The organism is Marinomonas profundi (assembly GCF_020694005.1).
Taxonomy (GTDB): domain Bacteria; phylum Pseudomonadota; class Gammaproteobacteria; order Pseudomonadales; family Marinomonadaceae; genus Marinomonas; species Marinomonas profundi.
On record NZ_CP073013.1, the window covers coordinates 3,394,379 to 3,421,042 of the forward strand.

The 26,664-nt window shown below is 45.2% G+C and carries 22 protein-coding genes; 15 read left to right on the forward strand and 7 right to left on the reverse strand.

The window, feature by feature from the left end; genetic code table 11:
* Positions 1–6: 6 nt before the first annotated feature.
* From J8N69_RS15840 to J8N69_RS15905, 14 genes are all read left to right on the forward strand, one after another.
* Complete coding sequence (locus J8N69_RS15840; protein ID WP_168822401.1) at positions 7–816, forward strand: TatD family hydrolase; 810 nt, start codon at positions 7–9, stop codon at positions 814–816.
* A 138-nt stretch (positions 817–954) separates the two neighbouring features.
* The gene (locus J8N69_RS15845; protein ID WP_168822400.1) at positions 955–3,423 is read left to right on the forward strand and encodes a Lon protease family protein; all 2,469 of its coding nucleotides are present in this window, start codon (positions 955–957) and stop codon (positions 3,421–3,423) included.
* 808 nt (positions 3,424–4,231) lie between these two features.
* Positions 4,232–4,663: a cytochrome b562 gene (locus tag J8N69_RS15850; RefSeq protein ID WP_168822399.1), complete on the forward strand. Its 432-nt coding sequence runs from the start codon at positions 4,232–4,234 to the stop codon at positions 4,661–4,663.
* A gap of 61 nt (positions 4,664–4,724) precedes the next feature.
* On the forward strand, positions 4,725–5,078 hold the full coding sequence (locus J8N69_RS15855; protein ID WP_168822398.1) for a hypothetical protein: 354 nt from the start codon (positions 4,725–4,727) through the stop codon (positions 5,076–5,078).
* Positions 5,079–5,217: 139 nt separating this feature from the next.
* Positions 5,218–6,279, forward strand: a complete 1,062-nt coding sequence (locus tag J8N69_RS15860) for an AraC family transcriptional regulator (RefSeq protein WP_168822397.1) — start codon at positions 5,218–5,220, stop codon at positions 6,277–6,279.
* A gap of 148 nt (positions 6,280–6,427) precedes the next feature.
* The gene (locus J8N69_RS15865; protein WP_168822396.1) at positions 6,428–8,197 is read left to right on the forward strand and encodes an acyl-CoA dehydrogenase; all 1,770 of its coding nucleotides are present in this window, start codon (positions 6,428–6,430) and stop codon (positions 8,195–8,197) included.
* Positions 8,198–8,226: 29 nt separating this feature from the next.
* Positions 8,227–9,876 carry an electron transfer flavoprotein-ubiquinone oxidoreductase gene (locus tag J8N69_RS15870; protein WP_168822395.1) on the forward strand — a complete coding sequence of 550 codons (1,650 nt, stop codon included), beginning with the start codon at positions 8,227–8,229 and terminating at the stop codon, positions 9,874–9,876.
* Positions 9,877–10,017: 141 nt separating this feature from the next.
* The gene (locus tag J8N69_RS15875) at positions 10,018–10,467 is read left to right on the forward strand and encodes a YaiI/YqxD family protein (RefSeq protein ID WP_168822394.1); all 450 of its coding nucleotides are present in this window, start codon (positions 10,018–10,020) and stop codon (positions 10,465–10,467) included.
* A gap of 76 nt (positions 10,468–10,543) precedes the next feature.
* The gene (locus J8N69_RS15880; RefSeq protein ID WP_168822393.1) at positions 10,544–11,833 is read left to right on the forward strand and encodes an NAD(P)/FAD-dependent oxidoreductase; all 1,290 of its coding nucleotides are present in this window, start codon (positions 10,544–10,546) and stop codon (positions 11,831–11,833) included.
* A 187-nt stretch (positions 11,834–12,020) separates the two neighbouring features.
* On the forward strand, positions 12,021–12,440 hold the full coding sequence (locus tag J8N69_RS15885) for a MerR family transcriptional regulator (protein WP_168822392.1): 420 nt from the start codon (positions 12,021–12,023) through the stop codon (positions 12,438–12,440).
* A 13-nt stretch (positions 12,441–12,453) separates the two neighbouring features.
* Entirely contained in the window at positions 12,454–15,054 is a 2,601-nt protein-coding gene (locus J8N69_RS15890) for a heavy metal translocating P-type ATPase (protein ID WP_168822391.1), read from the forward strand.
* A 246-nt stretch (positions 15,055–15,300) separates the two neighbouring features.
* Positions 15,301–16,464: an MFS transporter gene (locus J8N69_RS15895; RefSeq protein WP_168822390.1), complete on the forward strand. Its 1,164-nt coding sequence runs from the start codon at positions 15,301–15,303 to the stop codon at positions 16,462–16,464.
* Positions 16,465–16,805: 341 nt separating this feature from the next.
* Positions 16,806–18,296, forward strand: coding sequence for a SulP family inorganic anion transporter (locus tag J8N69_RS15900; protein WP_168822389.1), 1,491 nt, complete (start codon positions 16,806–16,808; stop codon positions 18,294–18,296).
* A 10-nt stretch (positions 18,297–18,306) separates the two neighbouring features.
* Positions 18,307–19,158 carry a universal stress protein gene (locus tag J8N69_RS15905; RefSeq protein ID WP_168822388.1) on the forward strand — a complete coding sequence of 284 codons (852 nt, stop codon included), beginning with the start codon at positions 18,307–18,309 and terminating at the stop codon, positions 19,156–19,158.
* 109 nt (positions 19,159–19,267) lie between these two features.
* On the opposite strand, the gene J8N69_RS15910 is transcribed toward J8N69_RS15905, so the two are convergent.
* The gene (locus tag J8N69_RS15910; protein ID WP_168822387.1) at positions 19,268–19,600 is read right to left on the reverse strand and encodes a TraR/DksA family transcriptional regulator; all 333 of its coding nucleotides are present in this window, start codon (positions 19,598–19,600) and stop codon (positions 19,268–19,270) included.
* A gap of 95 nt (positions 19,601–19,695) precedes the next feature.
* Here J8N69_RS15910 and J8N69_RS15915 point away from each other — a divergent pair, with 95 nt between their 5' ends.
* Positions 19,696–20,907 (forward strand): MFS transporter, encoded by a 1,212-nt coding sequence (locus J8N69_RS15915; RefSeq protein WP_168822386.1) that lies wholly within the window; start codon positions 19,696–19,698, stop codon positions 20,905–20,907.
* 196 nt (positions 20,908–21,103) lie between these two features.
* Here the strand turns inward: J8N69_RS15915 and yjjG are convergent, their stop codons facing one another.
* The 6 genes from yjjG to sppA all read right to left on the reverse strand — a co-directional run bounded on the left by yjjG (position 21,104) and on the right by sppA (position 26,661).
* Positions 21,104–21,784, reverse strand: a complete 681-nt coding sequence (gene yjjG / locus J8N69_RS15920) for a pyrimidine 5'-nucleotidase (RefSeq protein ID WP_168822385.1) — start codon at positions 21,782–21,784, stop codon at positions 21,104–21,106.
* A 37-nt stretch (positions 21,785–21,821) separates the two neighbouring features.
* The gene (yjjX, locus tag J8N69_RS15925) at positions 21,822–22,385 is read right to left on the reverse strand and encodes an inosine/xanthosine triphosphatase (RefSeq protein WP_168822384.1); all 564 of its coding nucleotides are present in this window, start codon (positions 22,383–22,385) and stop codon (positions 21,822–21,824) included.
* Between the two features lie 97 nt (positions 22,386–22,482).
* A complete protein-coding gene (gene aroC, locus J8N69_RS15930; RefSeq protein ID WP_168822383.1) occupies positions 22,483–23,580 on the reverse strand; it encodes a chorismate synthase in 1,098 nt (365 codons plus the stop codon).
* A gap of 3 nt (positions 23,581–23,583) precedes the next feature.
* Positions 23,584–24,498 (reverse strand): 50S ribosomal protein L3 N(5)-glutamine methyltransferase, encoded by a 915-nt coding sequence (gene prmB, locus J8N69_RS15935; protein WP_168822382.1) that lies wholly within the window; start codon positions 24,496–24,498, stop codon positions 23,584–23,586.
* Between the two features lie 53 nt (positions 24,499–24,551).
* Complete coding sequence (locus J8N69_RS15940; RefSeq protein ID WP_168822381.1) at positions 24,552–25,352, reverse strand: hypothetical protein; 801 nt, start codon at positions 25,350–25,352, stop codon at positions 24,552–24,554.
* A 265-nt stretch (positions 25,353–25,617) separates the two neighbouring features.
* Positions 25,618–26,661, reverse strand: coding sequence for a signal peptide peptidase SppA (sppA, locus tag J8N69_RS15945; RefSeq protein ID WP_168822380.1), 1,044 nt, complete (start codon positions 26,659–26,661; stop codon positions 25,618–25,620).
* Positions 26,662–26,664 lie beyond the last annotated feature (3 nt).

Sequence of the window (26,664 nt, forward strand, 5' to 3'; positions counted from 1 at the left end):
CCAACTATGTTAATTGACACTCATTGCCATCTCGATATGCTGGATTTAACGCCTTACAATCAGGATCTAAATGCCGCTATTGATGCGGCGTATCACCAAGGTGTGAGGCAAATGCTGAGCATCTCTGTGGATCTTAATAAAATGGACACTGTTTTAGGGTTTACCAAGCGAAATGGGGTGTATGCCAGTTGTGGCGTTCATCCTTTGCAAAGTGATGGCTTGATTACGGATGATCTTGTATTGCGCCAGTATGCGAAACACCCTAAGGTCATCGCCATTGGTGAAACTGGGTTGGATTACTTTTATGAAGCCTCAGAGCAAGCCCATGAGGCTCAAAAAGTCAGCTTTATGCATCATCTTCAAACCGCTGGAGAGCTTGGCTTACCGGTTATAGTTCACACTCGTAATGCCAAAGAAGACACCTTATCGCTGATAAAACAATATGGTAACTCGGATGCAGCGGGCGTATTGCATTGCTTCACCGAAGATTATGAAATGGCAAAAGCCGCATTAGATGAAAACTATTTGATCTCTATTTCTGGCATTGTCACCTTTAAAACCGCCACTGATTTGAAAGAAACCGTGCGCAAGTTACCATTGGACGCCTTGATCATCGAAACGGACTCTCCTTATCTAGCGCCTGTGCCTTATCGCGGTAAGAAAAATGAGCCTAAGTACGTGTCTGAGGTTGCGCAATACGTGGCTGATTTAAAAGGCATTCGCTACGAAGCGCTATTAGAGGCCACCGCCGCGAATTTCCATCGTGTTTTTGCTAAGGCAAATCCGCAGCATCAGTTGCTACTTGGAACAGAATAGTTAAGTGGTTATAGGCGAAGAGCGACGAGAGTGTTAGTCTCAACGCATTGTATTTATTTAAAATATTTGAAAGAAGAGCCTTCTTCTTTCGCAGGCTTACGGTTTTAAAAAGCTTGCTAAACAAAAGGAAATCCATTGATGTCCAATATGGTTACCCCTCTGCCGTACCACGCGTTATCGGCCAAAGTGCCTGCTGATCACCTAACGTTCAAAACGCTGCATGATATCGAGCCTCTTAGCGGTATTTTGGGCCAAGAGCGTGCCGTTGAAGCGATTCAATTTGGCGTCGCAATGCAGCGTCCAGGTTACAATATTTTTACCATGGGCGACTCTGGTACAGGGCGTTCTTCTTATGTCATGAGCTACCTGAAAAGCGAAGCGAAACGTCGCCCAGCCCCGAATGAATGGGCCTACATTAATAATTTTACCGAAAGCCACCGCCCTAAAGCGATTGAGTTTGCCCCTGGTCAAGCGTCTGAGTTTGAAAAAGAAATCCGCACACTGATTGATGGCTTAATGACTACTTTTCCGGCGGCGTTTGAAAATCCGTCTTATCAGCAGCAAAAATCGGTGATTGATCGCGCTTTTAATGATCAATATGAAACCGCCATTAATAAAGTTGAGCGCGTATCCGGGAAAATTGGCGTGGCCATGTTCCGTGACGCGTCCTCGGTTAGCTTTGCGCCAATGAAAGACGGAAAGGCGTTGGAAGAAAATGAATTCGCCGCGTTAACCGATGATGAACGTGATGCTTTTCAGGAAGGCGTGTCAACGCTAGAAGGGCTGTTAAACGAAGAATTATTAGGTTTACCACAATGGAAACGCGCCACCTATGAACTGATTCGTCAGCTGAATTTGGATACGGTAAAAGAAGCCCTAGATCCGTTGATGTCGGGCCTATTTGAAAAATATCAGCACAATGCGGATATCACCGCGTTTCTGACTGCGCTTAGAGAAGACCTAGATAAAACCATTATTGATCAAATGGCGGATGATAAAGCGTCGGAAAACCGTGATGAAATAGGGCGTCGACAGTTTTATGAAGAACTGTATTTACCCAATATTGCCATTACACATCAGCCAAATGATGGTCAGCCCGTTATTTATGAGTCGCACCCGACTTACCGTAATTTGTTTGGTCAGGTCGAGCACAGCAGTGATCAAGGCATGCTGGTAACGAACTATCGTTTAATCCGCTCTGGCAGTTTGCATGCAGCTAATGGCGGTTATTTGATTTTGGACGCTGAAAAGCTGCTAACCGATCATTATTTGTGGGAAGCCTTAAAGCGGGCCTTGAAAAGTAAAACCATCAAAATTGAACACCCTTATGCCGACATGGGCTTAATGAACACCATGACGCTGTCGCCACAGGACTTGCCGTTACAGGTAAAAGTCGTGCTGATAGGGGCTCGTGATATTTATTACTTATTGCAAGATGCCGACCCAGATTTTCAAGAAATGTTTCGCGTGTTAGTGGACTTTGACGACACATTAAAACGCTCAAAAGAATCTGAACTGTCCTTTGCGCGCCTGATGAAAGACCGAGTTGATAAAGAAGAATACGCAAATGTGACGCGTGATGGCGTGGCAGCGTTGATCGAATACAGCAGTCGTTTAGCGGAACACCAGCGTGAAATGGCAGCCAAAATCGGTGATGTGTTTGAACTATTGGGTGAAGCGGATTTTGTTCGCCAGATGGCCAAAGACAGCGATATTAATGCGGATCATATCGCGCGCGCATTAAAAGCCAAAAAACACCGTACCGGCAGAGTCAGCGAAAAAATCATCGAAGAGATTATTGAAGGCACGGTTTTATTGGAAAGTGATGGTTATGCGGTGGGCAAAATCAATGGTTTAACCGTCATGCAAATAGGCGATAGCAGCTTTGGGGCGCCAGCGCGAATTTCTACTACTGTCTACCCTGGTGGCAAGGGCATTATCGATATAGAGCGCGAGTCAAACCTTGGCCAAAACATTCACTCTAAAGGTGTGTTGATTCTGTCAGGGTATCTAGGTAATAAATACGCTCAACACTTTCCGTTGGATATTTCAGCTTCGATCGCAATGGAGCAAAGCTATGGTTATGTGGACGGAGACAGCGCTTCGACAGCAGAGCTTTGTTGTTTGCTTTCTGCTTTGATTCAAGTGCCCTTGCGTCAAGACCTCGCCATTACTGGTTCGTTAAACCAATACGGTGAAGTGCAAGCGATTGGGGGAGTGAATGAGAAAATTGAAGGTTTCTTTAGTGTTTGTCATGCCCGTGGCTTAACGGGGAAGCAAGGCGTCATCATCCCCAAATCCAACACGATCAATTTAATGTTAAACGATGACATTGTTGAAGCAGTCAAAGCCGGAATGTTTCATATTTATGCCATTTCCACGGCGGATGAAGCCTTGCATTTGCTAACGCAGATTGAGCCTGGCGTGGTCAATGATGAGGGCGATTACCCAGAAGGCACTATCTCAGCACGGGTAATTGAGCGCTTAGAGGCAATATCTAAGCTGGGTGAAGAAGAGGATGAGGAAGAAGACGATTCAGAGGAAGAAGAGTCTGAAAACAGCAAAAAAGCAGAGAAAGTAAAAAAGCCTGAAAAAGCGAAAAAATAACGAACCAACTAAGAGGTTAGGGAAGGTTCGAACAAGTCCTCTTGCCTCAGCATGTGGATAAAAGCCTGTTATTCGAGGCGAGTACCGAATGTGAATAGTGGTTCTATTGTCGAGGTGCTCAACAAAGAATACAGGCTTTTAGACCATGCCCTCGGCAATTGCTCCTGCATTGCCCTAATTACCTACATCCATGTAGGTATACGGGTCTTTCAGAGAAAGCGCCACATGTCGTTGCGGCTCTTTGAAAGGTACCTACATTCCTTCAGAGTCGCGCCTTATTTGACGGTTTCTCTGAAAGACTGAGGCTTAGTAGACTTATTCGCACCTTCCCTAGTGCTTGCCATTGGTTCTCTTTATTATCTCAGCGTCACACTGAGAGTTCACTAGAGAATACACGGTATAATAGAGGTCGTCTGCTTTGACATAAACATAGCTGGCGACCTCTTTGCGTTTACTGGGCAAATGTTTTTTTAAGATCATCGCTGCTTTAAATGTTTTTCCATTCACATAGTCTTGTGCGCTTTCGTCGGCGGCGATTTTTGCGTCAAAGTCACTGCATTCTGCGACGCTAAATTGACTAAGGCTGCCACAAAGTAAAATGAAACAATAGTGTCGTAAAATGATAGGGCTTACCTCTTCTTTGTTGTTGGTGAATGTTTTGTTTTTCGCTATTGGTCGAATGTTTTGTTTTTCGCTATTGGTCGAATGTACTCAATAAAACATTACAATTTATAGGGTGTTTTTTTAGCATAGCGTGTTACTTTTAAAGACATAATCTTTTTGTTGCTAATATTAAAGGTATTTTATTATGAATAAAGGTTTTATTGCTGCCGCTATTTTATCCTTGTCTTGCTCATCCGCCGTGTTTGCCAATCAATCCTGTGATGAAAGCCCATTGCGCGGTTACATGGGCAATATTGCTAATGAAATGCGTTCTATGTCAACGGATATAAAGTCAGGCGATCATGACGCGGCGGCGCAACGAGTGGAGACGCTGATTACTTATTTTGAAAAAGCACAGGGCGAAACACCTTATAAGTTTAAAGTAGAAAACCTGCAGGGAGAGTCACTAGCCGTGCAGCAGGCCAAGTATGAAAAAGTGGTTGATGATACCATTGCCGTATTAGAAAACTTAGAGGGTGCATTGCAGTCAGGAAGTTCCTCCGACGTAAGAAAGTGGCTGGGAGAAATTGGCGTGCAAAGAAACATAGGTCATGGCGCTTTTAGAGTAAATTGCTAACACTGCTAGATGACCTAGCGTAAATTCACTGCTACAATGCGCGCGATAAAGAGAGGATATTATGGCTCGTGTTAAAAAATCGCGCAGTATGCGTGGAAAACTTGGTAAAACTGGCTCAAAAGAGATGATGAAAGAGCAAAATAAAGCTCGTAAAGCTTCATCAACTCGCCGCTTTGTGACAAAGAAAGCCAAGGAACGCAAAGAACAAGCGCACAAAAAACTAGAAAGATTAGGCGAACTTCCAGCAAAAGAAGCTGGCGCGGCGCCGGTTCGTCCACGTCGTTTTGTTTTCGTTAAACCTGTTGATGAAAAAGCAGAGCAAGCGGAAGCAATGGAAAAACCTGATGGCATCGATACGGATAGTGAAGATTTGTCATTAGATGAATTATTGTCTGCCTTTACTGAGCAAAAGTAAGCGAGCAAAAGTAAAGACGGAAAAATAAGCAAATAAATGTAAAATAAAAAAGGCTGCAGATGCGGCCTTTTTTTATGTTAAAAAAGTACCGTAAAATAAAAATATTAACCAAGTTCATTTGTTAGATAGGGTGGTAAGAGTGAAAGCTTCTGTTCCAATGTCGAGTGTTCGCTATCTTTTAAAAGCGGTTGAAGATCAAGGGTTGGATCGCCAAGCGGTATTAGCCAGCCTAGAGATCACGCAAGATGAGATAGAACAAAACGATCCCTTCCCAGCGTATCGATATGGAATGCTCTATCAGAAAATCATGTGGCTTATGCAAGATGAGTCTTTTGGTATGTTAAGTGGCGGGAAAGTCCCCAATGGCACTTTTAGGATGATGTGTCTTTGTATTATTCATGCTAGAAGTCTGACACATGCCTTGTATCGATGCAGTGATTTTTATGAAATTTGCCGAGGGCCAACGGTAAAGCCAGTATTAATTAAAAAAGGTCGGTTTGCCATGGTCACTTTTGCCCCGCTGGATTCATCGCTGGAAAATATTGATAGCTTGGTGGTTCGAGAATCAAAAGAACAGTTAAGAACCACGCTTTCCATGTGGCATCATTTTATTTGTTGGTTGATTGGTCGTCGGTTAAATTTAAAAGCGGCGTATTTTACCAGCGAACGCCCAGACGATGTTGAATACTACAAAACACTGTTTCAATCGGAAGTAAAATTCAACCAGCATGCCAATGCTTTGGTGTTTCCTGCCAGCTATCTTGATATGCCGATTGTGCAAACAGAAGACAGTTTAAGAGGTTTTTTAAAAACCGCGCCTTATCAGTTGTTGGTGATGGTTGAAAATGATAATAGTCTAAAATCTCAAGTTATGGCCATGCTGGGTAAAGATTTCTCTCGGGAAATGCCAAGCGCCGAAGAAGTCGCCAGTGCGCTTAATATGAGTGTATCCACCTTGCGGCGACGCCTAAATGACGAAAAAACCTCTTATCAGCACATTAAAGACGATTGCCGTAAAGAGGCCGCCATTACTTATATGAACGCGCCCCAGCTCAGCATCAATGATATTGCCGCATTAATGGGCTTTGACGAACCCAGTGCGTTTTTTCGCTCGTTTAAAAAGTGGACTGGGATGACGCCAGGAGCCTATCGAAAAAGTGAGGAATACTTAAAATTCGGCAAAGCCATGAAACGCCTATAAATAGGGCGTTTGTGTTCGTCTTTTACATTGCTTGATTGTATTTGTCAGAAATATAGGTCTGAATTGTTATTGAGATATTTGCCATCTTTTACCATTCTGACTAGATAGATTTCTAGATCCGCTCGGATAATTAACCGGAGAATAAAAAATGAGCGAATACCAATACCCAATCAATGATATTTTATTCAGCTTACTGTCTGTTGCTCGAATAGAGCGTTTAACGCCACATTTAGACGAGGCAGTCGATAACGATTTGTTAGAAGCCATTCTGGGTGAAGCAGGCAAGTTAGCGGAGCAGGTTATCGCGCCGATTAACGCCAGTGGCGACCAAGAGGGTTCGCGCGTTGAACAAGGCGAGGTCATTGAGGCGAAAGGATTTAAAGCCGCTTTTAAAGCGTATGCTGATGGCGGTTGGATTAGCCTTTCTGGCGACCCAGAATACGGCGGACAAGGCCTTCCTTCTTATATAGCGACGGCGGTGAATGAAGGCGTTCAAGCGGCAAACCTATCTTTTTCTTTGTGTCCTTTGTTGAGTCTAGGGGCAATCGAAGCCATTAGCTTGCATGCGAGTGATGAACTAAAAAACCGTTATTTGCCAAAAATGCTAGCGGGCGAATGGGCTGGTACGATGAACTTAACCGAGCCTGCCGCCGGTTCCGATCTTGCGGCGATCGCCTGTAAAGCCATACCAGATGGCGATGCTTTCCGCATTAAAGGACAAAAAATATTCATTACTTGGGGCGATCACCAAATGAGTGACAACATCATTCATTTGGTGTTGGCACGTCTGCCAGAGGCACCTGAGGGTGTAAAAGGCATTTCGTTGTTCATTGTGCCAAAGTTCATCTTAGATGCGCAGGGCGAGCCTGCTGAACGCAATGATGTTCATGTGGTTTCTGTAGAACATAAAATGGGCATTCACGCTTCTCCGACCTGTGTGATGAGCTTTGGCGATAAAGACGGTGCGGTTGGTTATCTCGTCGGTAAAGAAAACGACGGCATAAAAGCCATGTTTACCATGATGAACAATGCAAGGCAGGGCGTTGGCTTGCAAGGCTTAGCCATTTCTGAACGAGCCTATCAGCAAGCATTGGATTATGCGAAAGAACGCAAGCAAGGCATGAATGCCGAGCGGACAGAGCGCGTCGCCATTATTGAGCATCCTGATGTGCTGCGCATGTTGATGATGATGAAATCCCAAATCGACGCTATGCGCTCACTTGTATATGTTGCCGCAGTTGAAAATGATTTGTCGCATTTTGCAACGGGAGAAGTACAGCAGCAGGCGATCACGAGAACGGCTTTGTACACACCAATTGTTAAAGGTTGGATCACTGAGCAAGCTCAAGAAGTCACCTCGTTGGCCATTCAGATCCATGGTGGAATGGGATTTATTGAAGAAACAGGCGTGGCTCAACATGCTCGTGATGCACGCATTCTACCGATTTACGAGGGGACGAATGGCATACAAGCCATCGATTTAATTGGCCGTAAACTGCACTCTGATAAAGGTGCCGGGATGCTGTCTTTGCTCGCCGACATTGAAGCCGAATTAGCACAATGGCAAACACCAGACATGGCACCTTATGCGGAAAAAGTAGCAGAGGTACTTGAACAGGCCAAAGTCGCCACTCAGTTGTGTCTAGACGCGATGCGAAAAGACTCTGTTTTAGGTACGGGCTTAGCCTATCCTTACATGATGCTAATGGGCTATTTGGTTGGGGCTTGGTTACAGATGAGAGCCTTGCACGCCGTTCAAAGCGATAACAAGCTTGATGCAACGCAAAAAGCGTCTTGGCGACATTCGGTCTTATTTTACTGTGACCATGTTTTGCCGCGTGCTTTTGGTTATGCTCGCGAAATTAAGTTTGGACAAACAACTGTTGACAACCTAAACAAAAATGCTTTCAATCGATAAAAACAAAAGTACCCTGATAGGGAGGCAATATGACCGATAGAGAAGTAATGGAATTTGATGTGGTGATTGTTGGTGGTGGCCCAGCTGGCTTATCCGCAGCATGTCGCATCATGCAACAAGCCAAAGCGGCAGAAAAAGAGATCAGTGTCTGTTTGGTCGAAAAAGGCTCTGAAATAGGCGCTCATATTTTATCGGGCGCCGTGGTTGACCAAAAAGCCTTGGCAGAGTTGTTTCCTGATTGGCAAGCCTTGGGCGCACCATTACATACCAAAGTTAATCAAGATGAACTGCATTGGTTAAGCTCAGACAGTGCTTCTAAGCAATTAAGTCACTGGATGGTTCCGAAAACGCTGCATAACGACGGCAATTATATTATTAGTCTAGGTAACCTTTGTCGCTGGCTGGCGGAGCAAGCGGAAGCCTTAGGCGTGGAAGTATTCCCGAGCTTTTCTGCGGCCCATCTAGCGTATGACGACGATGGCAAGGTTGAAGGTATCGTGACGGGGGACATGGGGCGAGCCGAAGATGGTTCTGAGAAAGATGGCTTTATGCCGGGCATGTTACTGAAAGCGAAATACACGATTTTTGCAGAAGGTTGTCGGGGGCATCTAGGTAAAGAGCTAATGGCACGCTTTGAACTGGATAAAAACAAAGCTCCTCAACACTACGGCCTTGGTATTAAAGAGCTGTGGGATGTACCAGAATCGCAAAGCAAACCTGGCACGGTTATTCATACTGCGGGGTGGCCATTAAGCGATGAAGCCGGCGGTGGTGGCTTTTTATACCACTTAGAAAATAACCAGGTGGTGGTTGGCTTAATTGTCGATTTGAATTATAAAAACCCCTACTTGAGTCCTTATGAGGAATTTCAAAAATACAAACATCACCCCATTATTGCTGAGCACTTAAAGGGCGCCAAACGGGTGTCTTATGGGGCTCGCGCCATCGCAAAAGGCGGCTGGGCCTCTTTGCCTAAAATGAGCTTTCCGGGAGGCTTGGTGATTGGTTGTGATGCCGGTACGCTTAATCCTGCGAAAATTAAAGGCACGCACACAGCGATGAAAAGTGGCATGTTGGCGGCTGAGAGTATTTTTGAAGCGCTGCAATCAGCAACACCTGCCGCGGAGTTACAGGCATTTAATGACCTGTTAACAGATTCTTGGTTAGGAAAAGAGCTACAGCAAGCGCGTAACTTTGTCCCTGTGATGCACAAACTTGGTACATTCTGGGGCGGTGCTTATAACTGGTTGGATCAAAACTTTTTTGCTGGCGGTTTGCCCTTTACCTTTAATGATATGACGCCAGATTATGCTTGTATGGAACTTGCTGAAAAACATGTGGCACCTGAGTATAAGAAGCCAGATGGACTATTAAGCTTTGACAAGTTGTCTTCGGTATTTTTATCCAATACCAATCATGAAGAAAACCAACCCTGTCATTTGCAACTGAAAGACGCGGCGGTTCCGATTAATAGCAATTTGCCAAAGTACAGTGAGCCTGCTCAGCGATATTGTCCGGCTGGCGTGTATGAAGTAGTTGAGTCGAATAACGAATCCATTTTTCAGATCAACTCGCAAAACTGCATTCATTGTAAAACCTGCGACATTAAAGACCCAGCACAGAACATTACTTGGGTAACCCCTGAAGGAGCAGGCGGACCAAACTACCCTAATATGTAACTTGTTAAGCTCTAGGGGATGTAAGTGTGAGCTAAACCTTATACAACAAACGGATTGCTTATGCGCTCCGTTTGTTGTTATTCACTACTGGATTTCACTCTCTGGCTGTTTAATAATGGTGCCCTACAAAAGGGGAACACTATGCGCCTTTGGGTCGATGCCGACGCCTGTCCAAATGTAATCAAAACCATTCTTTTTCGTGCTGCAGAACGGGTGCAAATCCCCTGTATTCTTGTTGCTAATCAGGCGATTGCTATTCCTCCATCTAAATGGATTGAACGACGCGTGGTCAGTTCAGGCTTTGATGTTGCCGATAATTATATTGTTGAAAATATCGATACTCAGGATCTAGTGGTTACCGCGGATATTCCATTGGCGTCCGAAGTGATTGAAAAAGGCGCCTTGGCGATCAATCCGCGCGGCGAACTTTATACAAAAGAAAATATTAAACAGCGTCTAGGTATGCGAGACTTCATGGAGCAAATGCGTTCTTCTGGTATCCAAACGGGCGGCCCAGCGAGCTTTAATCAGCAAGATAGAATGGCTTTTGCCAATACGTTAGATAAGTTGCTGGCGCAAAAAATCAAGTAAAGGTTCTCAGTCGAGGAATCTGGAAAGGGTTTATTGAACATTTTCCAGATTATTCAATGTTTATAGGGGATTTTATATGAAAAAAATCGTGGTAGTTGGTGGTGGTGCCGGCGGCTTAGAGCTGGTTACCAAGTTGGGTCATGCCTTTGGCAAAAAGCGCCAAGCAGAGATTGTACTTATCGATAGAAGTCAGACTCACATTTGGAAGCCTCTGTTACACGAAGTGGCGACAGGCTCTTTGGATATTAATAACGATGGGGTGAACTACAGAGCCCATGCCGCCAAGCATCATTATCAGTTTCAATTAGGTACGTTAATGGGCGTGGATCCTGAAGCAAAAACGCTTACATTGGATTCGCTGTCTGATGATATGGGGCACATTGTCTTGCCTAAACGCAGTATTTCTTATGATATTCTCGTCATGGCTGTTGGCAGTGTGAGTAACGATTTTGGTACGCCTGGCGTATTAGAACACTGTTACTTTCTAGATTCCCATAAACAAGCGGAACGTTTCCAACAGGCGCTTTTGAATCAGTTCTTGCGTGTTCATCAGGAAGGAGCGGATGCTAAATTGAAGCTAGCCATTGTTGGCGGTGGCGCAACCGGTGTTGAATTGTCGGCTGAACTCTTTCATGTCGCTGATATGCTTAAAGCTTATGGCATGCCGGAAATGTCTGGAAAGCGAGTTAATATTCAGCTAATTGAAGCGGGGCCACGGATTTTAGCCGCATTGCCTGATCGTATAGCCGTGTTAGCAACCAAAGAACTGATTCGTTTGGGGGTCACCGTCAGCCAAAATACGCGAGTCGTGCGCGCCTACGATGGGGGCTTTCAGACCGCAGATGAAAGTAATATTGAAGCCGATCTGATGATTTGGGCAGCGGGGGTGAAAGCGCCGGATTTTGTTGCTGAGATAGACGGTTTTGAAACCACTCGAAGCAATCAAATTTTGGTAAAAGGCACCTTGCAAACTACCGCTTTTGAAAGCATTTATGTGATTGGTGATTGTTGCGCTTGCAAACAAGCCGATGGCTCATTTGTTCCGCCACGGGCCCAGTCAGCACACCAAATGGCGGCATTGGTCTTTGATAATATCAAGGCGTCCTTTTTGAGTGAGCCGTTGAAAGAATACACGTATAAAGATTATGGCTCTTTGGTGAACTTGAGCCGTTATAGCACGGTAGGTAACTTGATGGGGAATTTGATGGGCGGTTCTATGTTCATCGAAGGGCGCATTGCGCGCTTTGTGTACGTATCCTTGTATCGTCTGCATCTGATTGCGATTCATGGTTGGTTTAAAGCCACGGTGATTATGGCGGCGCAGAAAATTGGTAAGGTCGTTAAGCCTAAACTGAAGCTGCATTAAGGCATTGCTTGTGCAGAGCCTGGGCTGCGATTAAACATCATGATTAACCTATAAACCGAGACATAATGATCTCGGTTTTTTTTATTTTAGAGTTTCGTTAGAAACGCTTGACCTATGTGCTACCTATAGGTTTTACACTCTAGTTGTTTCGTTACTTTCTTCAGCATTTTCTGTAATAGGAGTTTCTATGCGAGTCAATGAGCTAGCGAAAAAAGCCCATGTCACGGCTGAGACGGTGCGTCATTACACTAGGTTAGGGCTGATCCATGCGGCTCGAGACCCAAATAATGGCTATCAGCTCTACGACAAGCTGGCCTTGCAGCGATTAACCTTTATTCGTCAAGCAAGCGAGTTGGGCTTTAGTTTAAAGCAAATAGAAGAAATTTTTCAGCAATCGGACAGTGGTGATTCACCTTGCCCCATGGTACGAGATTTACTGCAAAAAAAAGTGCCTGAAACCAAGTTAAAAATAGCTCAACTAGAAGCCCATCTCCTCAAAATGGAAGAGGCATTGGCCACTTGGGAGGAAATGCCAGATGGCACGCCTAATGGTCATTCGATTTGCTGTTTGATTGAAGAATGGGAAGAACAAGCCACGGATAAATGAGTAGGTGAACAGTATGAAAGCAGAGCATTCAACAATAGATAAAAATGCAGACAACCATTCCGGCAAAGAAACACCAGCGGTGGAATTAGCGCTTAAAGTGACGGGTATGTCATGCCAAGGCTGTGTGTCAAACGTTAGGAAGTTGATTCAACAAAGCGCCCCAGAAGCAATTGTAACCGGTGTTCCAAAAGAAAATACACTGCTGGTAACTTCTGATCTTTCTTTGGCTTCGATAGAAGCAATAGTGGAAGAGGCGGGTTACCAGTCTTTTGGGTTGCTGGATAATAGTGAGCACGCTCAATCAGGTGCGGATCATTATGCAAATGAGACTTTATCCGATCCTGATAGCCGCGTAGAGCCATCAGAGGTGGAGGTTAATTATCAACTGTCGATTACGGGTATGACCTGCGCGGGCTGTGTTAACTCCGTGCAAAAAGCATTAGTCAATGCTGACAAAGTCATGTCTGCGGAGGTGAATTTTGCCAACCATACCGCACAAGTGACAACATTGGGCTCATTGAATGTGCTGATCAAAGCGGTGGCCGATGCGGGTTATCAGGCTAGCCTGATTGTTGATACTGAAAAAAACGACAGCGAGCGCGAAAAAAGAGAGTTAAAGGAGTATCACTATAAACGCCAATCCGCTGCCTTGGGGTTGGCGCTGGGAGTGCCCTTAATGCTCTATGGGATATTAGGCGGAAGCATGGCTGTGAGCACGCTCACTGATAGGCTTATCTGGCTATTTATCGGGATTGTCACCCTATGGATCATGGTGCGTGCGGGGAAGCATTATTTCCGTGGTGCTTGGAAAGCCTTCACGTCGCATCAAGCTAATATGGACATGTTAATTGCGTTAGGAACGGGGTGTGCTTGGTTCTATTCTATGTTGGTGGTGATCGTGCCGAGTTGGCTGCCAGAAAACACGCACCATTTGTATTTTGAAGCGTCGGTGATGATTATCGGTCTGATTAACCTTGGGCAAGCATTGGAGCTGCGTGCGCGGCGTAAAACCAGTCAAGCATTGCATCGTTTATTAGACTTGCGACCTAAAATGGCAACCCGGATTGAAAATAGTGTGGAGTCACGTGTTCCGGTTGCGGACATTAAGCTAGGGGACGTGTTGCGCGTTCGTTCAGGGGACAGTGTCCCGGTCGATGGCGAAGTGCTAGAAGGGTTATCAACCGTGAATGAATCGATGTTGACTGGGGAGGCCGTGCCGATTGAAAAGCACCAAGGGAGTCTGCTATCCGCCGGAACGGTTAACGGTCAGGGGAGTTTATTGTTCAAGGCGACTCGAATTGGTTCCGACACCTTACTTGCGCAAATTATTACCATGGTGAGTAAAGCCCAAGGGTCCAAACCGCCGATCAGTGTTTTGGCCGATAAAGTGTCTTCTGTGTTTGTACCGAGTGTCATCATCGTTGCTATTTTGTCGGCATTGGCGTGGTTTAATTTTGGCGGGGAGGCGGTTTTCTCATACATGTTGGTGACCAGTATTTCTGTGTTAATTATTGCTTGCCCTTGTGCACTAGGATTGGCGACGCCCATTTCAACCATGATCGGGATTGGTAAGGCGGCAGAATACGGCGGTTTGATCCGTAATGGCGATGCGCTACAGCGAGCAAGCGAGTTGACCGTGGTGGTGTTGGATAAAACGGGCACCATTACGGAAGGCAAACCAAAAGTCGTCAATCAAACAGTAACTGAGCATGCTCAAGAAGGCTTCGTTGCGCAACTGGTCTCGGTGCTTGAGGCGCGAGCGAATCATCCTTTGGCTGACGCATTACTAGAATACTGCCAGGCGGATGTGGAAGAAAAAGACGCTCTAAAGCTGGAAGGGTTCGAGTCACTGGTTGGCTTAGGAGTAAAAGGCCATGTTAATGGAAAGGAATATTACCTTGGCAATGAACGCTTAATGAAAGAAAAGGGCATTCATTTCAAGGTAGGCAATACTGACAATCAGCACTCTGCCGCAACGCGTGTTTATCTATCCGATGAAAAGGTATTGTTGGCGGTTTTTTATATTGAAGATCCGATTAAAAAGGGCATGAAAGCCGCGATCGCCAGCTTTAAAAAGCAAGGCCTGAAGGTCGTTATGCTCACGGGGGACAACCCAGAAACCGCCGCATCGGTCGCAAGTGAGGTGGGTATTGAAGACTATCATGCGCAGCTAATGCCGGATGATAAGCTGAACTGGGTTAAGAAGCTTCAAGCCCAAGGCGAGGTGGTGGGCATGATTGGTGACGGTATTAATGACGCGCCCGCTTTGGCGCAAGCTGATGTTGGTTTTGCCATGGGGGCGGGAACCGATGTTGCCATGGAAAGCGCTGACATCACACTCATCAACAATGACTTAAAAGGCGTTGCGGATGTGATCCAAATCAGTAAAGCCACCTTGAGGAACATCAAACAAAATTTATGGGGGGCGTTTGCCTACAACACCTTAGGGATTCCGGTTGCAGCGGGTATTTTGTTTCCCTTTACTGGGTGGTTATTGAGTCCGGTGATTGCCGGCGCGGCCATGTCTTTATCGTCGGTTACCGTGGTCACCAATGCCAATCGGCTCCGATTGTTCCGTGTTTCACGTGATGCTAAACAAGAAGTGGAGAATTAAAATGAGCACGCTCATAAATTTATTAGGTATCGTCTTGATTGCTTTTGTCGTCTATTGGTTTTGGTGGCCTAAACCAAGGGCCAAAAAAACCACTAAAACCGATGGTTTGTGAAAAATAGTAATCAAGGGTTCAAAGCAATTAAGGCGTGTTTATTATAAAATGCGCCTTTATTGAAATAAGCCAAGAGAGCACCTCTTGGCTTATTTTGTTTCTTGCTCATGAATCAACGTCATTGGAGTCGTCATATGCTTGCTGCATATCAATGGGGCATTTTTGCCATTGCACTGGGTACGTTTGGAATAGGTACCACAGAATTTATGCCCATGGGGTTATTACCGGTTATTGCGGATGGGGTGAACGCGTCGATTCCAGCAGCGGGGTTACTTATTAGTGCTTATGCGGTTGGGGTGATGATTGGTGCGCCGCTAATCACCTTATATTTGACTAAGTACAGCCATAAAACCTCTTTGCTCGCTTTGATGGTGGTATTCGTTGTAGGTAACTTGCTTTCTGCTATTTCGGTCAATTACGAAACCTTCTTATTATCACGTATTATTACCAGTCTTTCCCATGGGGCTTTTTTTGGTATCGGTGCGGTCGTGGCGATGAACCTAGCGCCATATCATAAAAAAGGCTCGGCGGTGGCCTCTATCTTTTTAGGCTTAACCATTGCCAATATCGTGGGCGTACCGATTACCACTTGGTTAGGGCAAACCTTCGATTGGCGGCTTTCCTTCGCGGTAACGGCGGTGTTAGGTGTGGTGGCGATTTTTGGCATTAGTCGCAGCTTGCCGGCCATGGCACCAGCGCAAAAACCTGACGTTAAAACGGAACTAAAAGCCATCATGCAGCCTGCAGCCTTGCGCGCTTTTGCCACCACTGTGTTGTGCGCAGGTTCGATGTTTACGCTTTATACCTATATTGCGCCCGTGATGCAGACCTTGGCTCAGGCCACAGATAATGTTATTGCGACCATGCTGATGCTGATTGGTATCGGCTTTACATTGGGTAATTATATTAGTGGTAAGGTCACCGACAAATCACCAGATTTAGCCTTGTTTGTCTTTCTGGGTTTGCAGGTGCTGGTGTTGTTGATGTTTCGTTTTACCGCGACAACCACGCTTGGCGCTGGATTGACCATATTATTATGGGGGACGGTGATTTTTGGCAGCGGTCCGCCTTTGCAAATGCAGGTAATGAAAATCGCTGATCAAGCGCCAGGATTGGCTTCGTCTATTAATATTGGGGCTTTTAATCTGGGCAATGCCCTAGGAGCGGCATTAGGCGGCTTGGTGATTAGCGTTGGTTTTGGGTTTGCCTGGATTCCGGGCGCGGCAGCAGTATTGTCCTTTTTAGCACTAATAATGGTGTGGATTAATCGCTATAAATTAAACCCTAGAAAAGTGTAGGGTTAATGAAAAGCATTCATTGAGCTGTCTTGACCACAGTTCAATGGTGCTTTCGCCATGGGTGCGTTGGTTGACTAATGTCAGTTTTTTGTTAAGATAGCGGCCTTTAACAACCCTCAAAGGGAAAATGTTTTGCGTCTTACGCCACCTTAAGTTCTCTCATCTTTTCGTCACACCTCTGTGAGACGATACCTCTATACTGCCACTGGATAGTCAGCTGGTCGTAGGCATTTTTGTGCCAAATCGTATTTTAATTTTTACTCTTTAATGTTTCTAACTGGAAGACACTGATGCTTCGCAGCGGGTGCGACTGTGTTGGTGCGCTTATAAAAAGGTAACCTATGCTCGAAAAAATGAAAATGGAATGGTTCTCTAACATTCGTGGGGATATATTGGCTGGTATTGTGGTGGCGTTGGCGTTGATCCCAGAAGCCATCGCTTTCTCTATTATTGCTGGCGTCGACCCAAAAGTGGGCTTGTACGCTTCTTTTTGTATCGCGGTGGTGATCGCGTTTGTGGGTGGTCGACCAGGTATGATCTCGGCCGCTACTGGCGCAATGGCCTTGTTGATGGTTACCTTGGTAAAAGATCATGGTTTAGAGTACTTACTGGCGGCGACCTTGCTAACCGGTGTGATCCAGATTATTGCGGGCTACATTAAGCTAGGCAGCTTGATGCGGTTTGTCTCGCGGTCTGTGGTGACAGGGTTTGTGAACGCCTTGGCGATCCTGATATTTATGGCACAGTTGCCAGAATTGACCAATGTCACTTGGCATGTTTACGCCATGACGGCGGCTGGCTTGGGTATTATCTACCTTTTCCCTTATGTACCTGTGATTGGTAAAGCTTTGCCTTCGCCTTTGGTGTGTATTGTGGTGCTTACAGCTTTTGCGATGACGATGGGGATTGATATTCGTACCGTTGGCGATATGGGCGAATTACCCGATACGCTGCCTATCTTTTTATGGCCTGACGTACCGTTGAATCTAGACACCTTGCTGATTATTTTGCCTTATTCTATTGGTTTGGCGATAGTGGGTTTGCTAGAGTCGATGATGACAGCGACCATTGTTGATGATTTGACCGATACCAAGAGTGACCGTAACCGCGAATGTAAAGGCCAAGGAATTGCGAATATAGGATCTGGTTTACTGGGTGGTATGGCGGGTTGCGCCATGATAGGCCAGTCCATCATTAATGTGAAATCAGGCGGTCGTGGTCGTTTATCCACTTTTGCTGCTGGTGCGTTTCTTTTGGTTATGGTGGTGTTTTTAGGCGAATGGCTAAAACAGATTCCAATGGCGGCATTGGTAGCGGTTATGATCATGGTGTCGATTGGTACCTTTTCTTGGAGTTCGATCAAGGATCTTAAAAAACACCCGCTATCAACCAATATCGTGATGATTGCTACCGTGGTTATTGTCGTAGCGACGCATAACTTGGCGATTGGTGTGTTTGTTGGGGTTCTATTGGCAACCTTGTTTTTTGCAAATAAAATTGGTCGCTTTATGGTGGTTAAATCTGAGCAGGGTGATGATGAATCCGTTCGTACTTACCGTGTGGTTGGTCAGGTGTTTTTCGCTTCATCAGAAGCCTTTGTTGCGTCTTTTGATTTTAAAGAAGCCGTTGATAAAGTGGTCATCGATTTAACCAGTGCGCATTTTTGGGATATTACTTCGGTCTCTTCATTAGACAAAGTGGTCATCAAGTTCCGCCGTGAAGGTGCAGAGGTTGAGTTAGTGGGTATGAACGCCGCGACGGAAACCGTGGTGGATAAATTTGCCGTACACAATGATCCAAAAGAAGTCGAAAAACTCATGGGCGGACACTAAGGAGATCAAGATGGAAAAAATAATAGCCTGTATCGATGGTTCAGTATTAGCCAATGATGTATGCCATGCTGGCGTTTGGGTGTCTAAGACACTCAATAAGCCACTAATGTTTTTGCATACTATTGAGAAACAACAGCAACATGGTGCAGATGATCTAACGGGCGCGATTGGCTTAGGCGCACGTTCTGCGTTGCTGGCCGAAATGGCGTCATTGGATGAGCAGCGCGGTAAAGTGGCATTGCAATTGGGCAAGGACATGCTTGAGCATGTAACTCAATTAGCCAAGGATCAGGGCTGTGACAAGGTCGAGCAAAAGCAGCGCCACGGTGACTTTGTAGAAGCATTGATCGAGTTAGAAGAGGAAGCTCGTCTAATCGTTGTTGGTCGTTCGGGAGAAGGGCACCAACAAGATTTTAAGGCGCTTGGTTCGCATATTGAACACCTTATTCGCCAAGTACACACGCCAGTATTGATTGCCAGCAAAGACTTTACTGTACCGACCAACTTTATGTTGGCCTATGATGGTCGTGCAACGGCAGACAAAGCGGTAGAGCGTATTATTTCTGGTGGTTTATTGCATGGCATGACTTGCCATCTAGTGACCATTAAAAATAATGAATCGGATATAGAAGAAAGGTTTGAAAAGACCGCTCAGCGTTTACGCGATCAAGGGTTTGATGTGAAGGCGGAGTTTATTGAAGGCGAGATTTTCGCATCATTAGCCGAATATCAAGTTCAGAATAAGATAGAGTTGATGGTGATGGGGGCGTTTGGCCACTCAAAAATACGCCAGCTTTTCTTGGGCAGTAACACACTGCGCATGATTGAAAGCAGCCAAGTGCCATTGGTTGTCTTGAGATAAAGGCTGTCTTGAGATAAAAGTAATTTTAAGATAATTTATTATCTTGAGTTAAGCAATTTGCCTCTAAAGAACAAGCTTAGCGACAGCTAACTTGCTTCTTTAGAGGTTTTTATTGATCTACACACTCTATACAGCGAGTATAGGTTGGGTCTAACTCTAAGCGTTTTAATGGGATAGACTGATCGCAAATAAAGCAATTTCCATAGGTTTCTGTTGCAATCCGTTTTAGCGCGCTTTCAATAGCAAGCAGTTTTGCGGTATTGCGCCTTTTGGCTTCCATCGCCATTTGCTGACCTTGTAATGCATCCATTCGAGACAGTCGACCTACGCGGCTTTGGTCTAGTTCGACCGTATCGTCGAGATGCGTGTCTGCACGTGAGAGCAATTCTGCTTTCATTGTTTCTAATGTATTTTTAAAGTGCTGGTAGTGTATTTGGTCCATAGCCTGTACCTCATAAACTTTTACCTTATAAAGAAAGCATTGTCTGAGGTAACGCTGCGAGTGTCAATTTTGAACAATTTACGAGAATACAGTTTGTGACTAATTATCTGTCTTTTATCCGTCTGCAATGGCCCTTAATCACCTTTGGTTTTTTGTCTGTTTTTTGGGGAAATATTGGCCAATCTTTTTTTCTTAGTTGGTTTGGTGCGGATATTCAACGAGAGTTGAGTATTTCGGCGGCGCAATATGGTTTGTATTACGCGGTTGGCACTTTGGCAAGCAGTGCCGTTATTATGATTATTGGTGGTATGGTGGACAAATATCCCCCCCGTCTGCTGATTGTTATTTTAGCTGTTTTCTTGGCGTTGGCTTGTGTGCTGATGGCGCAATTGAGCTCGGTATTAATGCTCTGTGTAACGCTGTTTTTATTGCGTTTATGTGGCCAAGGCTTGTTGCCGCACACTGCGCAAACCATCATGATTCGATCCTTTGAAAAGCAACGAGGCAAGGCCATCAGCCTAGCTTCCAGTGGCGTGGCGGTAGGAGAGGCCATCTTACCCAGCATCATCATCGCATTAATCGCTTGGCTTGGCTGGCGCCACAGCTGGTATGTGTTTGCCGCCAGTGTGTTAGTGCTGTACTTGCCATTAGGCTATTGGCTGCTGGTAAAAAGCGCATTGCAAAAAGCCCCCGTGCGCAAGGCTAAAAAGGAGGAGGCGGGCGATGCCTCTGGCCGTCGAGATGTATTAAAAGATTGGCGCTTTTGGCTGATTTTACCGACTTCCTTGGCAGCGCCTTTTTTAGTCACTGGGGTGTTTATCCAACAAAACTTTTTGCTAGAGCAAAAAATGTGGTCATCGGCTTTACTGGCCAGTGGGTTTATCGCTTACGGCGTGAGTCATTGGTTTAGCGCCATGGTCGCAGGGAGTTTGGTGGATAAATTCAGTGCTAAATCCTTATTACTGTATTTGCCTATGCCGTTATTGGCGGCCTTGATCATATTGGTAATCTTTGACGGCGCTTGGTCGGTGTTTGTCTTTATGACGTTATTTGGCACAGGCATTGGCGCATTAAATACCGTGATTAACGCGGCGTGGGCAGAAATCTACGGCACCAAAGCCATTGGCTCAATACGCGCCATGATGACCTCATTAATGATTTTCGCCACCGCAGCGTCGCCATTATTATTTGGTCTGATGATAGAGCAAGGATGGAATGACACCCAGTTATTTGGATTGCTGGCATGGGGGATGTTATTAGTGAGCATCTTAAACGTACCAGCGTATTTGTCGTTTAAAAAACGTTAAGCGTTAAACTGGTTGATGCTTAGGTTGCAGCCGTTAAATAACCTGAGCATCAGCGCGATCTAACAAAGGTTTTAAACCATGATGAATGTCGAATTCAAAGTCTGTCTATTTCCCCTCACTATTTCCGATAAATGTTATTATCGGAAATAGTGGAAAAGACGCTCCGGACGGCGTTTACTGCCTTGTTATGCTTGTTTTATCCGTATTTAAATCGGTTCAGCAATTCATTAAGTGAACTGACTTGGTATGTGGGTCGAATCTCTTCTGGGTGTGTTTTGTTGTGATGGTTGAGCCAGCAAGTGTCAAAACCAAAGTGGTTGCCGCCTAGTATGTCTGATTCCAACGTATCGCCCACCATTAGTACGTGATTTTTATCTGGTGAGCCCATGAGTTCTAAGGTGTATTCGAAGATCTTTGGGTGTGGCTTGGCAACGCCAACCCGTTCAGATATTACCACGGGGGAAAAATATGGCAGGAATCCTGTGCGTTCTAAACGGATTTTTTGTAACTGGGCAAAGCCATTGGTAATGATGCCCATCTTGATATTGTTTGCATGCAAATACGCCACGAGCTCTTCGGCGCCTGGCAATGTTTTGCAGATTTCCGCCATGGAGTCTAAAAACTGTCTGTTCAGCTCTTTGGTGCTGATGGCCAGTTTGTCGCTCCATAATTGGAAGCGTCGTGTTTGCAGTTGTTCTGCACTGATTTGGCCGTTTTGATAGTCTACCCAAAGTGGCTTGTTTAGTGCTTGGTATTGATCAAAATCAGTTTGTTCAAATTTTACGCCATGCTTGGCGAACATGTGTTTTAGACCGGCGAAGTTGTCGAAATGGAAAAGTGTTTCGTCGGCGTCAAATAGAACCCATTGGTATTTCATTATTCTGTCTGCATCGGTTAAAAGATAAAGATAAAGTTTAAAGATAGCGCTCTGGGTGCAAGGCAGGCGCTAACGCCAATATTAAGGCTTGGGTACAGACGCTTTCTCTTGTCGCTGCGTGGTTGGTGAATAAACCAATGGCGCCGCCTTTTTGGCGGATATTATCGGTATTAAACCATTCGTCCATGACCAGCCCCAATTCTTCACCGGCTTGTAAACGTTTATAAAGCGTATTGGGTAAAGGTAAATTGGCTGATCGACCTGTCATCAAGTTCCCTTCACTGTCTACTATCGCCACGTAGGCAAAAGTGGCTGCGCCCTCCTCGAATTTATCGACACCACCTTCCATGGCAACAAAAAAATTCTTCTCTTTGTCTGTGCTGCTTTTAAAGCAATAACGAGCACGGTTTTGTGCGCCAAGGCGAGTTTCTGCTTCTGTCATGGGTTGATCGGCAACACCTGACGGCGCGTGCTTTTCTTCACAATGAATGATGTGATTGGGAAAGACTTGCGAAAATGCTTGTCTGGTCGCATTCATTTTGACGGGATTGGTTGAGCCAACACAAACTCGGATGACGGTTGCGTCTTGTTTTATGGTCATATAATCCATCTCACGGTATGGCCTTAAATGAATAAAAAAGCCGCTTTTATCACTCTACAGCGACAAATAGCGGCTTTTTAAATTCTAAAGTAGTGCGTTACGCTTGGCCTTTAATAATCGGTGTCGGACAAACCACATCGGCATTTTGTGCTCTGTGTCTCAATAAATGGTCCATGATCGTCAGAGCCAACATGGCTTCGGCAATCGGCGTCGCGCGAATACCCACACAAGGATCATGACGACCTTTGGTGATCACTTCGATTGGATTACCGGCACGGTCAATGCTTTTGCCTGGAATGGTAATGCTCGAGGTGGGTTTTAACGCCATGTGAACCACAATATCTTGACCAGAAGAAATGCCACCAAGTACGCCGCCAGCGTGATTGCTTAAAAAGCCTTCAGGTGTCATTTCGTCTCGGTGTTGGCTGCCTTTTTGTTCTACCACATCAAAGCCGTCGCCAATTTCCACGCCTTTTACCGCGTTAATGCTCATCATGGCTTTGGCAATGTCGGCATCTAGACGATCAAAAACCGGTTCGCCTAAACCTGGCATGAGGTTCTTCGCTATCACGGTGATTTTCGCACCAATGGAATCGCCTTCACGACGCAACGCTGTCATGTATTCTTCAAGCTGTGGAATCGCATCGGGGTCTGGGCTAAAAAAACTGTTTTCGTAAACTTGGCTTAGGTCTTTGACTGCCAATTTGATTGGACCCAGTTGCGACAAGAAGCCTTGAATTTCAATACCAAATTGTTGCTTTAGGTATTTTTTCGCAATGGCACCAGCCGCCACTCGCATCGCTGTTTCACGCGCTGATGAACGACCGCCACCACGATAATCACGGAAGCCGTATTTTTGATCATAGGTGTAGTCAGCATGAGCCGGGCGGAAAGTCTCGGCAATATTGCCGTAATCCTTTGATCGTTGATCGGTGTTTTCGATCATTAAACCAATTGGCGTGCCTGTGGTTTTGCCTTCAAAGACACCCGATAAAATTTTGACTTCATCGGCTTCACGGCGTTGTGTGGTGTGTTTCGAGGTACCGGGTTTGCGCAGATCTAGATCACGCTGTAAATCCGCTTCGCAAATCTCGATGCCTGGTGGGCAACCATCAACAATGGCGCCAAGCGCAAGGCCGTGACTTTCACCAAAGGTGGTGACTTTAAAAAGTGTTCCAAATGTATTACCAGACATAGGCTATTTCTGCTCTTGTAATAGTTCGCTAAGTTGATCTTTGGTTAGGATAAAAACACCATTACCACCCTGCTCTAATTCTACCCACATAAAAGGAATGTTAGGATAAGCGGCTTGTAAGGCGATTTCGGTGTTTCCTACTTCGTAGACTAATATACCGTCATCTTGCAGATAATGCGCGACTTGGGCTAAAAATTCGTGGGTAAAATTAAGGCCATCTTCCCCTGACGTTAGCGCCAGTTCTGGTTCATTATGAAATTCTGCTGGCGCGCTTTCAAAGTCGTCGGCATCCACATAAGGTGGGTTGCAAATAATCAGGTCGTATTGTTTGCCCGCTAAACCTTTAAACATATCCGAATGAATGGCGTGAACTCGGTCTTCGACTTGATGGCGCACAATGTTTTCATTGGCAACCAATAACGCGGCTTCGCTAATATCGGAAATATCCACTTCTGCGTCTTCAAAGACTAAGGCGGCCGCAATGCCTAAACAGCCAGAACCTGTGCACATATCCAAGATGTTTAATGGGTCGTTTTTAAGCCAAGGCGCAAATTCACTTTCTAACAAAGCAATAATCGGCGAACGTGGAATTAACGTGTCTTTGGTGACTTTGAATGGCAATCCCATAAACCAGGCTTCGCCTAAAAGATACGGCAAAGGCTCACGTTTAGTGATGCGCGTTTGTACTAGTTTAAGAATGTGTTTCTTCTCGTTGTAGGTCAGCGCGCAATCTAGCATATCACGATCAAAATCGAGCGGAAGCTTTAATGCCCCCATCACCAGATGAACGGCTTCATCCCAAGGGTTGTCTGTGCCATGACCGTAAAATAAGTCGGCTTGTTGAAAGCGACTAAAGGCCCAACGAATAAAGTCTTTGATGGTGGATAAATCACGAACGGCAGATTGTTTGTTGCTCATCTTCTCTTCTTAATTATGAATGCGCGGATATAGCGAATGACGCATTATAACGGTTATTGTTTCGAGCCTCTATCTTTGCGTTGCATGGTTTTCGCTGAGTTGTTTACTGATTTGTTTACTGATTTGTTTAGTGAGTTGGTTAGTGTATCCAGCTTTTGAGTCATTTCTTGCCATTTTATCGCGTCATTTTCCATTTTTTCGCTTTGGTTTTCTTCTAGTGCGGCGGCAAGTTTGGCATTTTCTTCTAATACCTTAGCCAATTGGTTGTCTTGTTTGGCGAGATCCACTTCTTTTTGGGCAAGGTTGATTCTGAGCTCCGTGTTTGCTTTTTGCTCTTGTTTGATCTGACTGGTCAGTACGGCGTTTTGCGCCATCACCTCTTGGTACCTTTGTTCAGAAAAGGTCCATTTTTGTTTAAGTGTTTCGGCTTCGTCACTTATTTTCTTGCGCTCTGACGTTAGAGTGTCATGGGCCGCTTGTAATTCGATTAACGCAGAAGATAAAGAGAGATAACCGCTTTGCGTCGCCTCTTGTTTGCGATGTTGGTGTTGTTCGATTTCGGTCGATTTTTCATCTAATAATTGCCCAAGTTGCTGAGTCACTTCTCTGGAAAAGCGCTTAAACACCGGCTGCAGCAGGTCGCTTAGTTCGCTTAATTCATGTTGTTGCTGTTCTTTGTAGCTCTCTTCCCACTGGGTGATGGCGTTCAAAAAAGTGGTGTTTGAGCAATGTCGTCCGTCTTTTTGTCGAAAGTACTCAGCCAAGCGAGGTATGTTTGGGAAGCTGTTTTTTTCAATCAACTCCCAGCAGGCTTGATGGATTTCTTCTCTTGCAATGTTTGCTTTACGAGCCATTTTTAAGGGTCCTACTGGTCAATTGAAGCCTATTTAATAAATAATGAATTTATATTATCAAATATATCTTATTGATGAAACAAGCTGGTCTCTATATTGTCTCTATCTAGCGCGACTATTGAGTTAGTGCGTGAGAGAGTCAGGTTTTATGTACTATTTATTGGATTTGCTTATTGGATTTATTTTAGACAATAAAAAAGCTCCCGTAGGAGCTTAGTGAAAAAAAGCGATAGAAAGCGGTTGGCTATCGATTATTGGCTCTTGATTATTGGATATGGGTGGTATTGATGACTTTTGTTGCCATTTCAACCCCAAACTCTTTAGCCAGCTCTTTCCATGAGTCTTGTTTAGGCTCATAGAAGATAGGCTCAGCATCGGGAAAACGCGTATCGAGAATGGTGTTAACACTGGACAGCCCATCGATTAAGCCTATTTCCACGGCTTGTGATCCGGTAAATACCATGCCTGAAAAAACATCATCGGTAATAATAAGTCGATCGCCACGACCTTCTTTTACGGCGTGGATAAACTGCTGATGGGTTTCATCTAACACGGCTTGCCATTTGGTTTTAGCTTCTTCGGTCATTGGGGCGAATGGGTCAAGAAAGGCTTTGTTGCGGCCCGCGGTGAAAGTCCGTCGTTCTACGCCGATCTTTTCTAATAAATGGCTGGCATCAAAGCTGGATGAAATAACCCCGATCGAACCGACCAAACTTGCCTTATCGGCATAAATTTCATTCGCGGCCGAAGCAATATAGTAGCCACCGGAAGCCGCCATGTCTTCGACCACAACAAGCACTGGGATATCAGGATGACTCTGCTCTTTGGCGCGAATAGCATCGTAAATAATGCCCGAATGAACAGGGCTTCCGCCTGGGCTGTTCATTTCAATAATCACCCCCTTTAATTGAGTGTTTTGGTAGGCCGCATTAAGCAATCGCACAAATTCAGACGACTCAATATCGTTATCGGCACCGATGACACCGCGCATAGGGATCATAGCAACCACATCGCCTTCTAAACTAACGTCTTGAAAGTTGGATTTTGCAAACCAACCGACAATGACGGTCAAGAAAATCACCAAGGTGGTAAAGCGAAAGAATATTCTCCAGCGTCTAGCGCGACGTTTTTCAATCAAGTTTTCGCTAAGGGTTTTTTCCAGCAAAGACCAGATTGCTTTATTCGGATCGACATTGTCTTCTGTACTAGAGTCTTTGTTAGCCATTTTGTTAGCCACTTCTTTTTCATCTTGTGTGCTTTCCGCTTCATTAAGTGACTGTTTGCGATCGTCTTCTTCTGTCCAGCTCATTTT

Bases quoted from the DNA above. Each gene is read 5' to 3' on its own strand.
- J8N69_RS15855 (WP_168822398.1), top strand. From the start codon at position 4,725: ATGGCTCGTGTTAAAAAATCGCGCAGTATGCGTGGAAAACTTGGTAAA.
- J8N69_RS15895 (WP_168822390.1), top strand. From the start codon at position 15,301: ATGCTTGCTGCATATCAATGGGGCATTTTTGCCATTGCACTGGGTACG.
- J8N69_RS15865 (WP_168822396.1), top strand. From the start codon at position 6,428: ATGAGCGAATACCAATACCCAATCAATGATATTTTATTCAGCTTACTG.
- J8N69_RS15900 (WP_168822389.1), top strand. From the start codon at position 16,806: ATGCTCGAAAAAATGAAAATGGAATGGTTCTCTAACATTCGTGGGGAT.
- prmB (WP_168822382.1), bottom strand. From the start codon at position 24,498: ATGAGCAACAAACAATCTGCCGTTCGTGATTTATCCACCATCAAAGAC.
- J8N69_RS15850 (WP_168822399.1), top strand. From the start codon at position 4,232: ATGAATAAAGGTTTTATTGCTGCCGCTATTTTATCCTTGTCTTGCTCA.
- J8N69_RS15940 (WP_168822381.1), bottom strand. From the start codon at position 25,352: ATGGCTCGTAAAGCAAACATTGCAAGAGAAGAAATCCATCAAGCCTGC.
- J8N69_RS15875 (WP_168822394.1), top strand. From the start codon at position 10,018: ATGCGCCTTTGGGTCGATGCCGACGCCTGTCCAAATGTAATCAAAACC.
- J8N69_RS15885 (WP_168822392.1), top strand. From the start codon at position 12,021: ATGCGAGTCAATGAGCTAGCGAAAAAAGCCCATGTCACGGCTGAGACG.
- J8N69_RS15840 (WP_168822401.1), top strand. From the start codon at position 7: ATGTTAATTGACACTCATTGCCATCTCGATATGCTGGATTTAACGCCT.
- sppA (WP_168822380.1), bottom strand. From the start codon at position 26,661: ATGAGCTGGACAGAAGAAGACGATCGCAAACAGTCACTTAATGAAGCG.
- J8N69_RS15905 (WP_168822388.1), top strand. From the start codon at position 18,307: ATGGAAAAAATAATAGCCTGTATCGATGGTTCAGTATTAGCCAATGAT.
- yjjG (WP_168822385.1), bottom strand. From the start codon at position 21,784: ATGAAATACCAATGGGTTCTATTTGACGCCGACGAAACACTTTTCCAT.
- yjjX (WP_168822384.1), bottom strand. From the start codon at position 22,385: ATGACCATAAAACAAGACGCAACCGTCATCCGAGTTTGTGTTGGCTCA.
- aroC (WP_168822383.1), bottom strand. From the start codon at position 23,580: ATGTCTGGTAATACATTTGGAACACTTTTTAAAGTCACCACCTTTGGT.
- J8N69_RS15890 (WP_168822391.1), top strand. From the start codon at position 12,454: ATGAAAGCAGAGCATTCAACAATAGATAAAAATGCAGACAACCATTCC.
- J8N69_RS15870 (WP_168822395.1), top strand. From the start codon at position 8,227: ATGACCGATAGAGAAGTAATGGAATTTGATGTGGTGATTGTTGGTGGT.
- J8N69_RS15880 (WP_168822393.1), top strand. From the start codon at position 10,544: ATGAAAAAAATCGTGGTAGTTGGTGGTGGTGCCGGCGGCTTAGAGCTG.
- J8N69_RS15910 (WP_168822387.1), bottom strand. From the start codon at position 19,600: ATGGACCAAATACACTACCAGCACTTTAAAAATACATTAGAAACAATG.
- J8N69_RS15845 (WP_168822400.1), top strand. From the start codon at position 955: ATGTCCAATATGGTTACCCCTCTGCCGTACCACGCGTTATCGGCCAAA.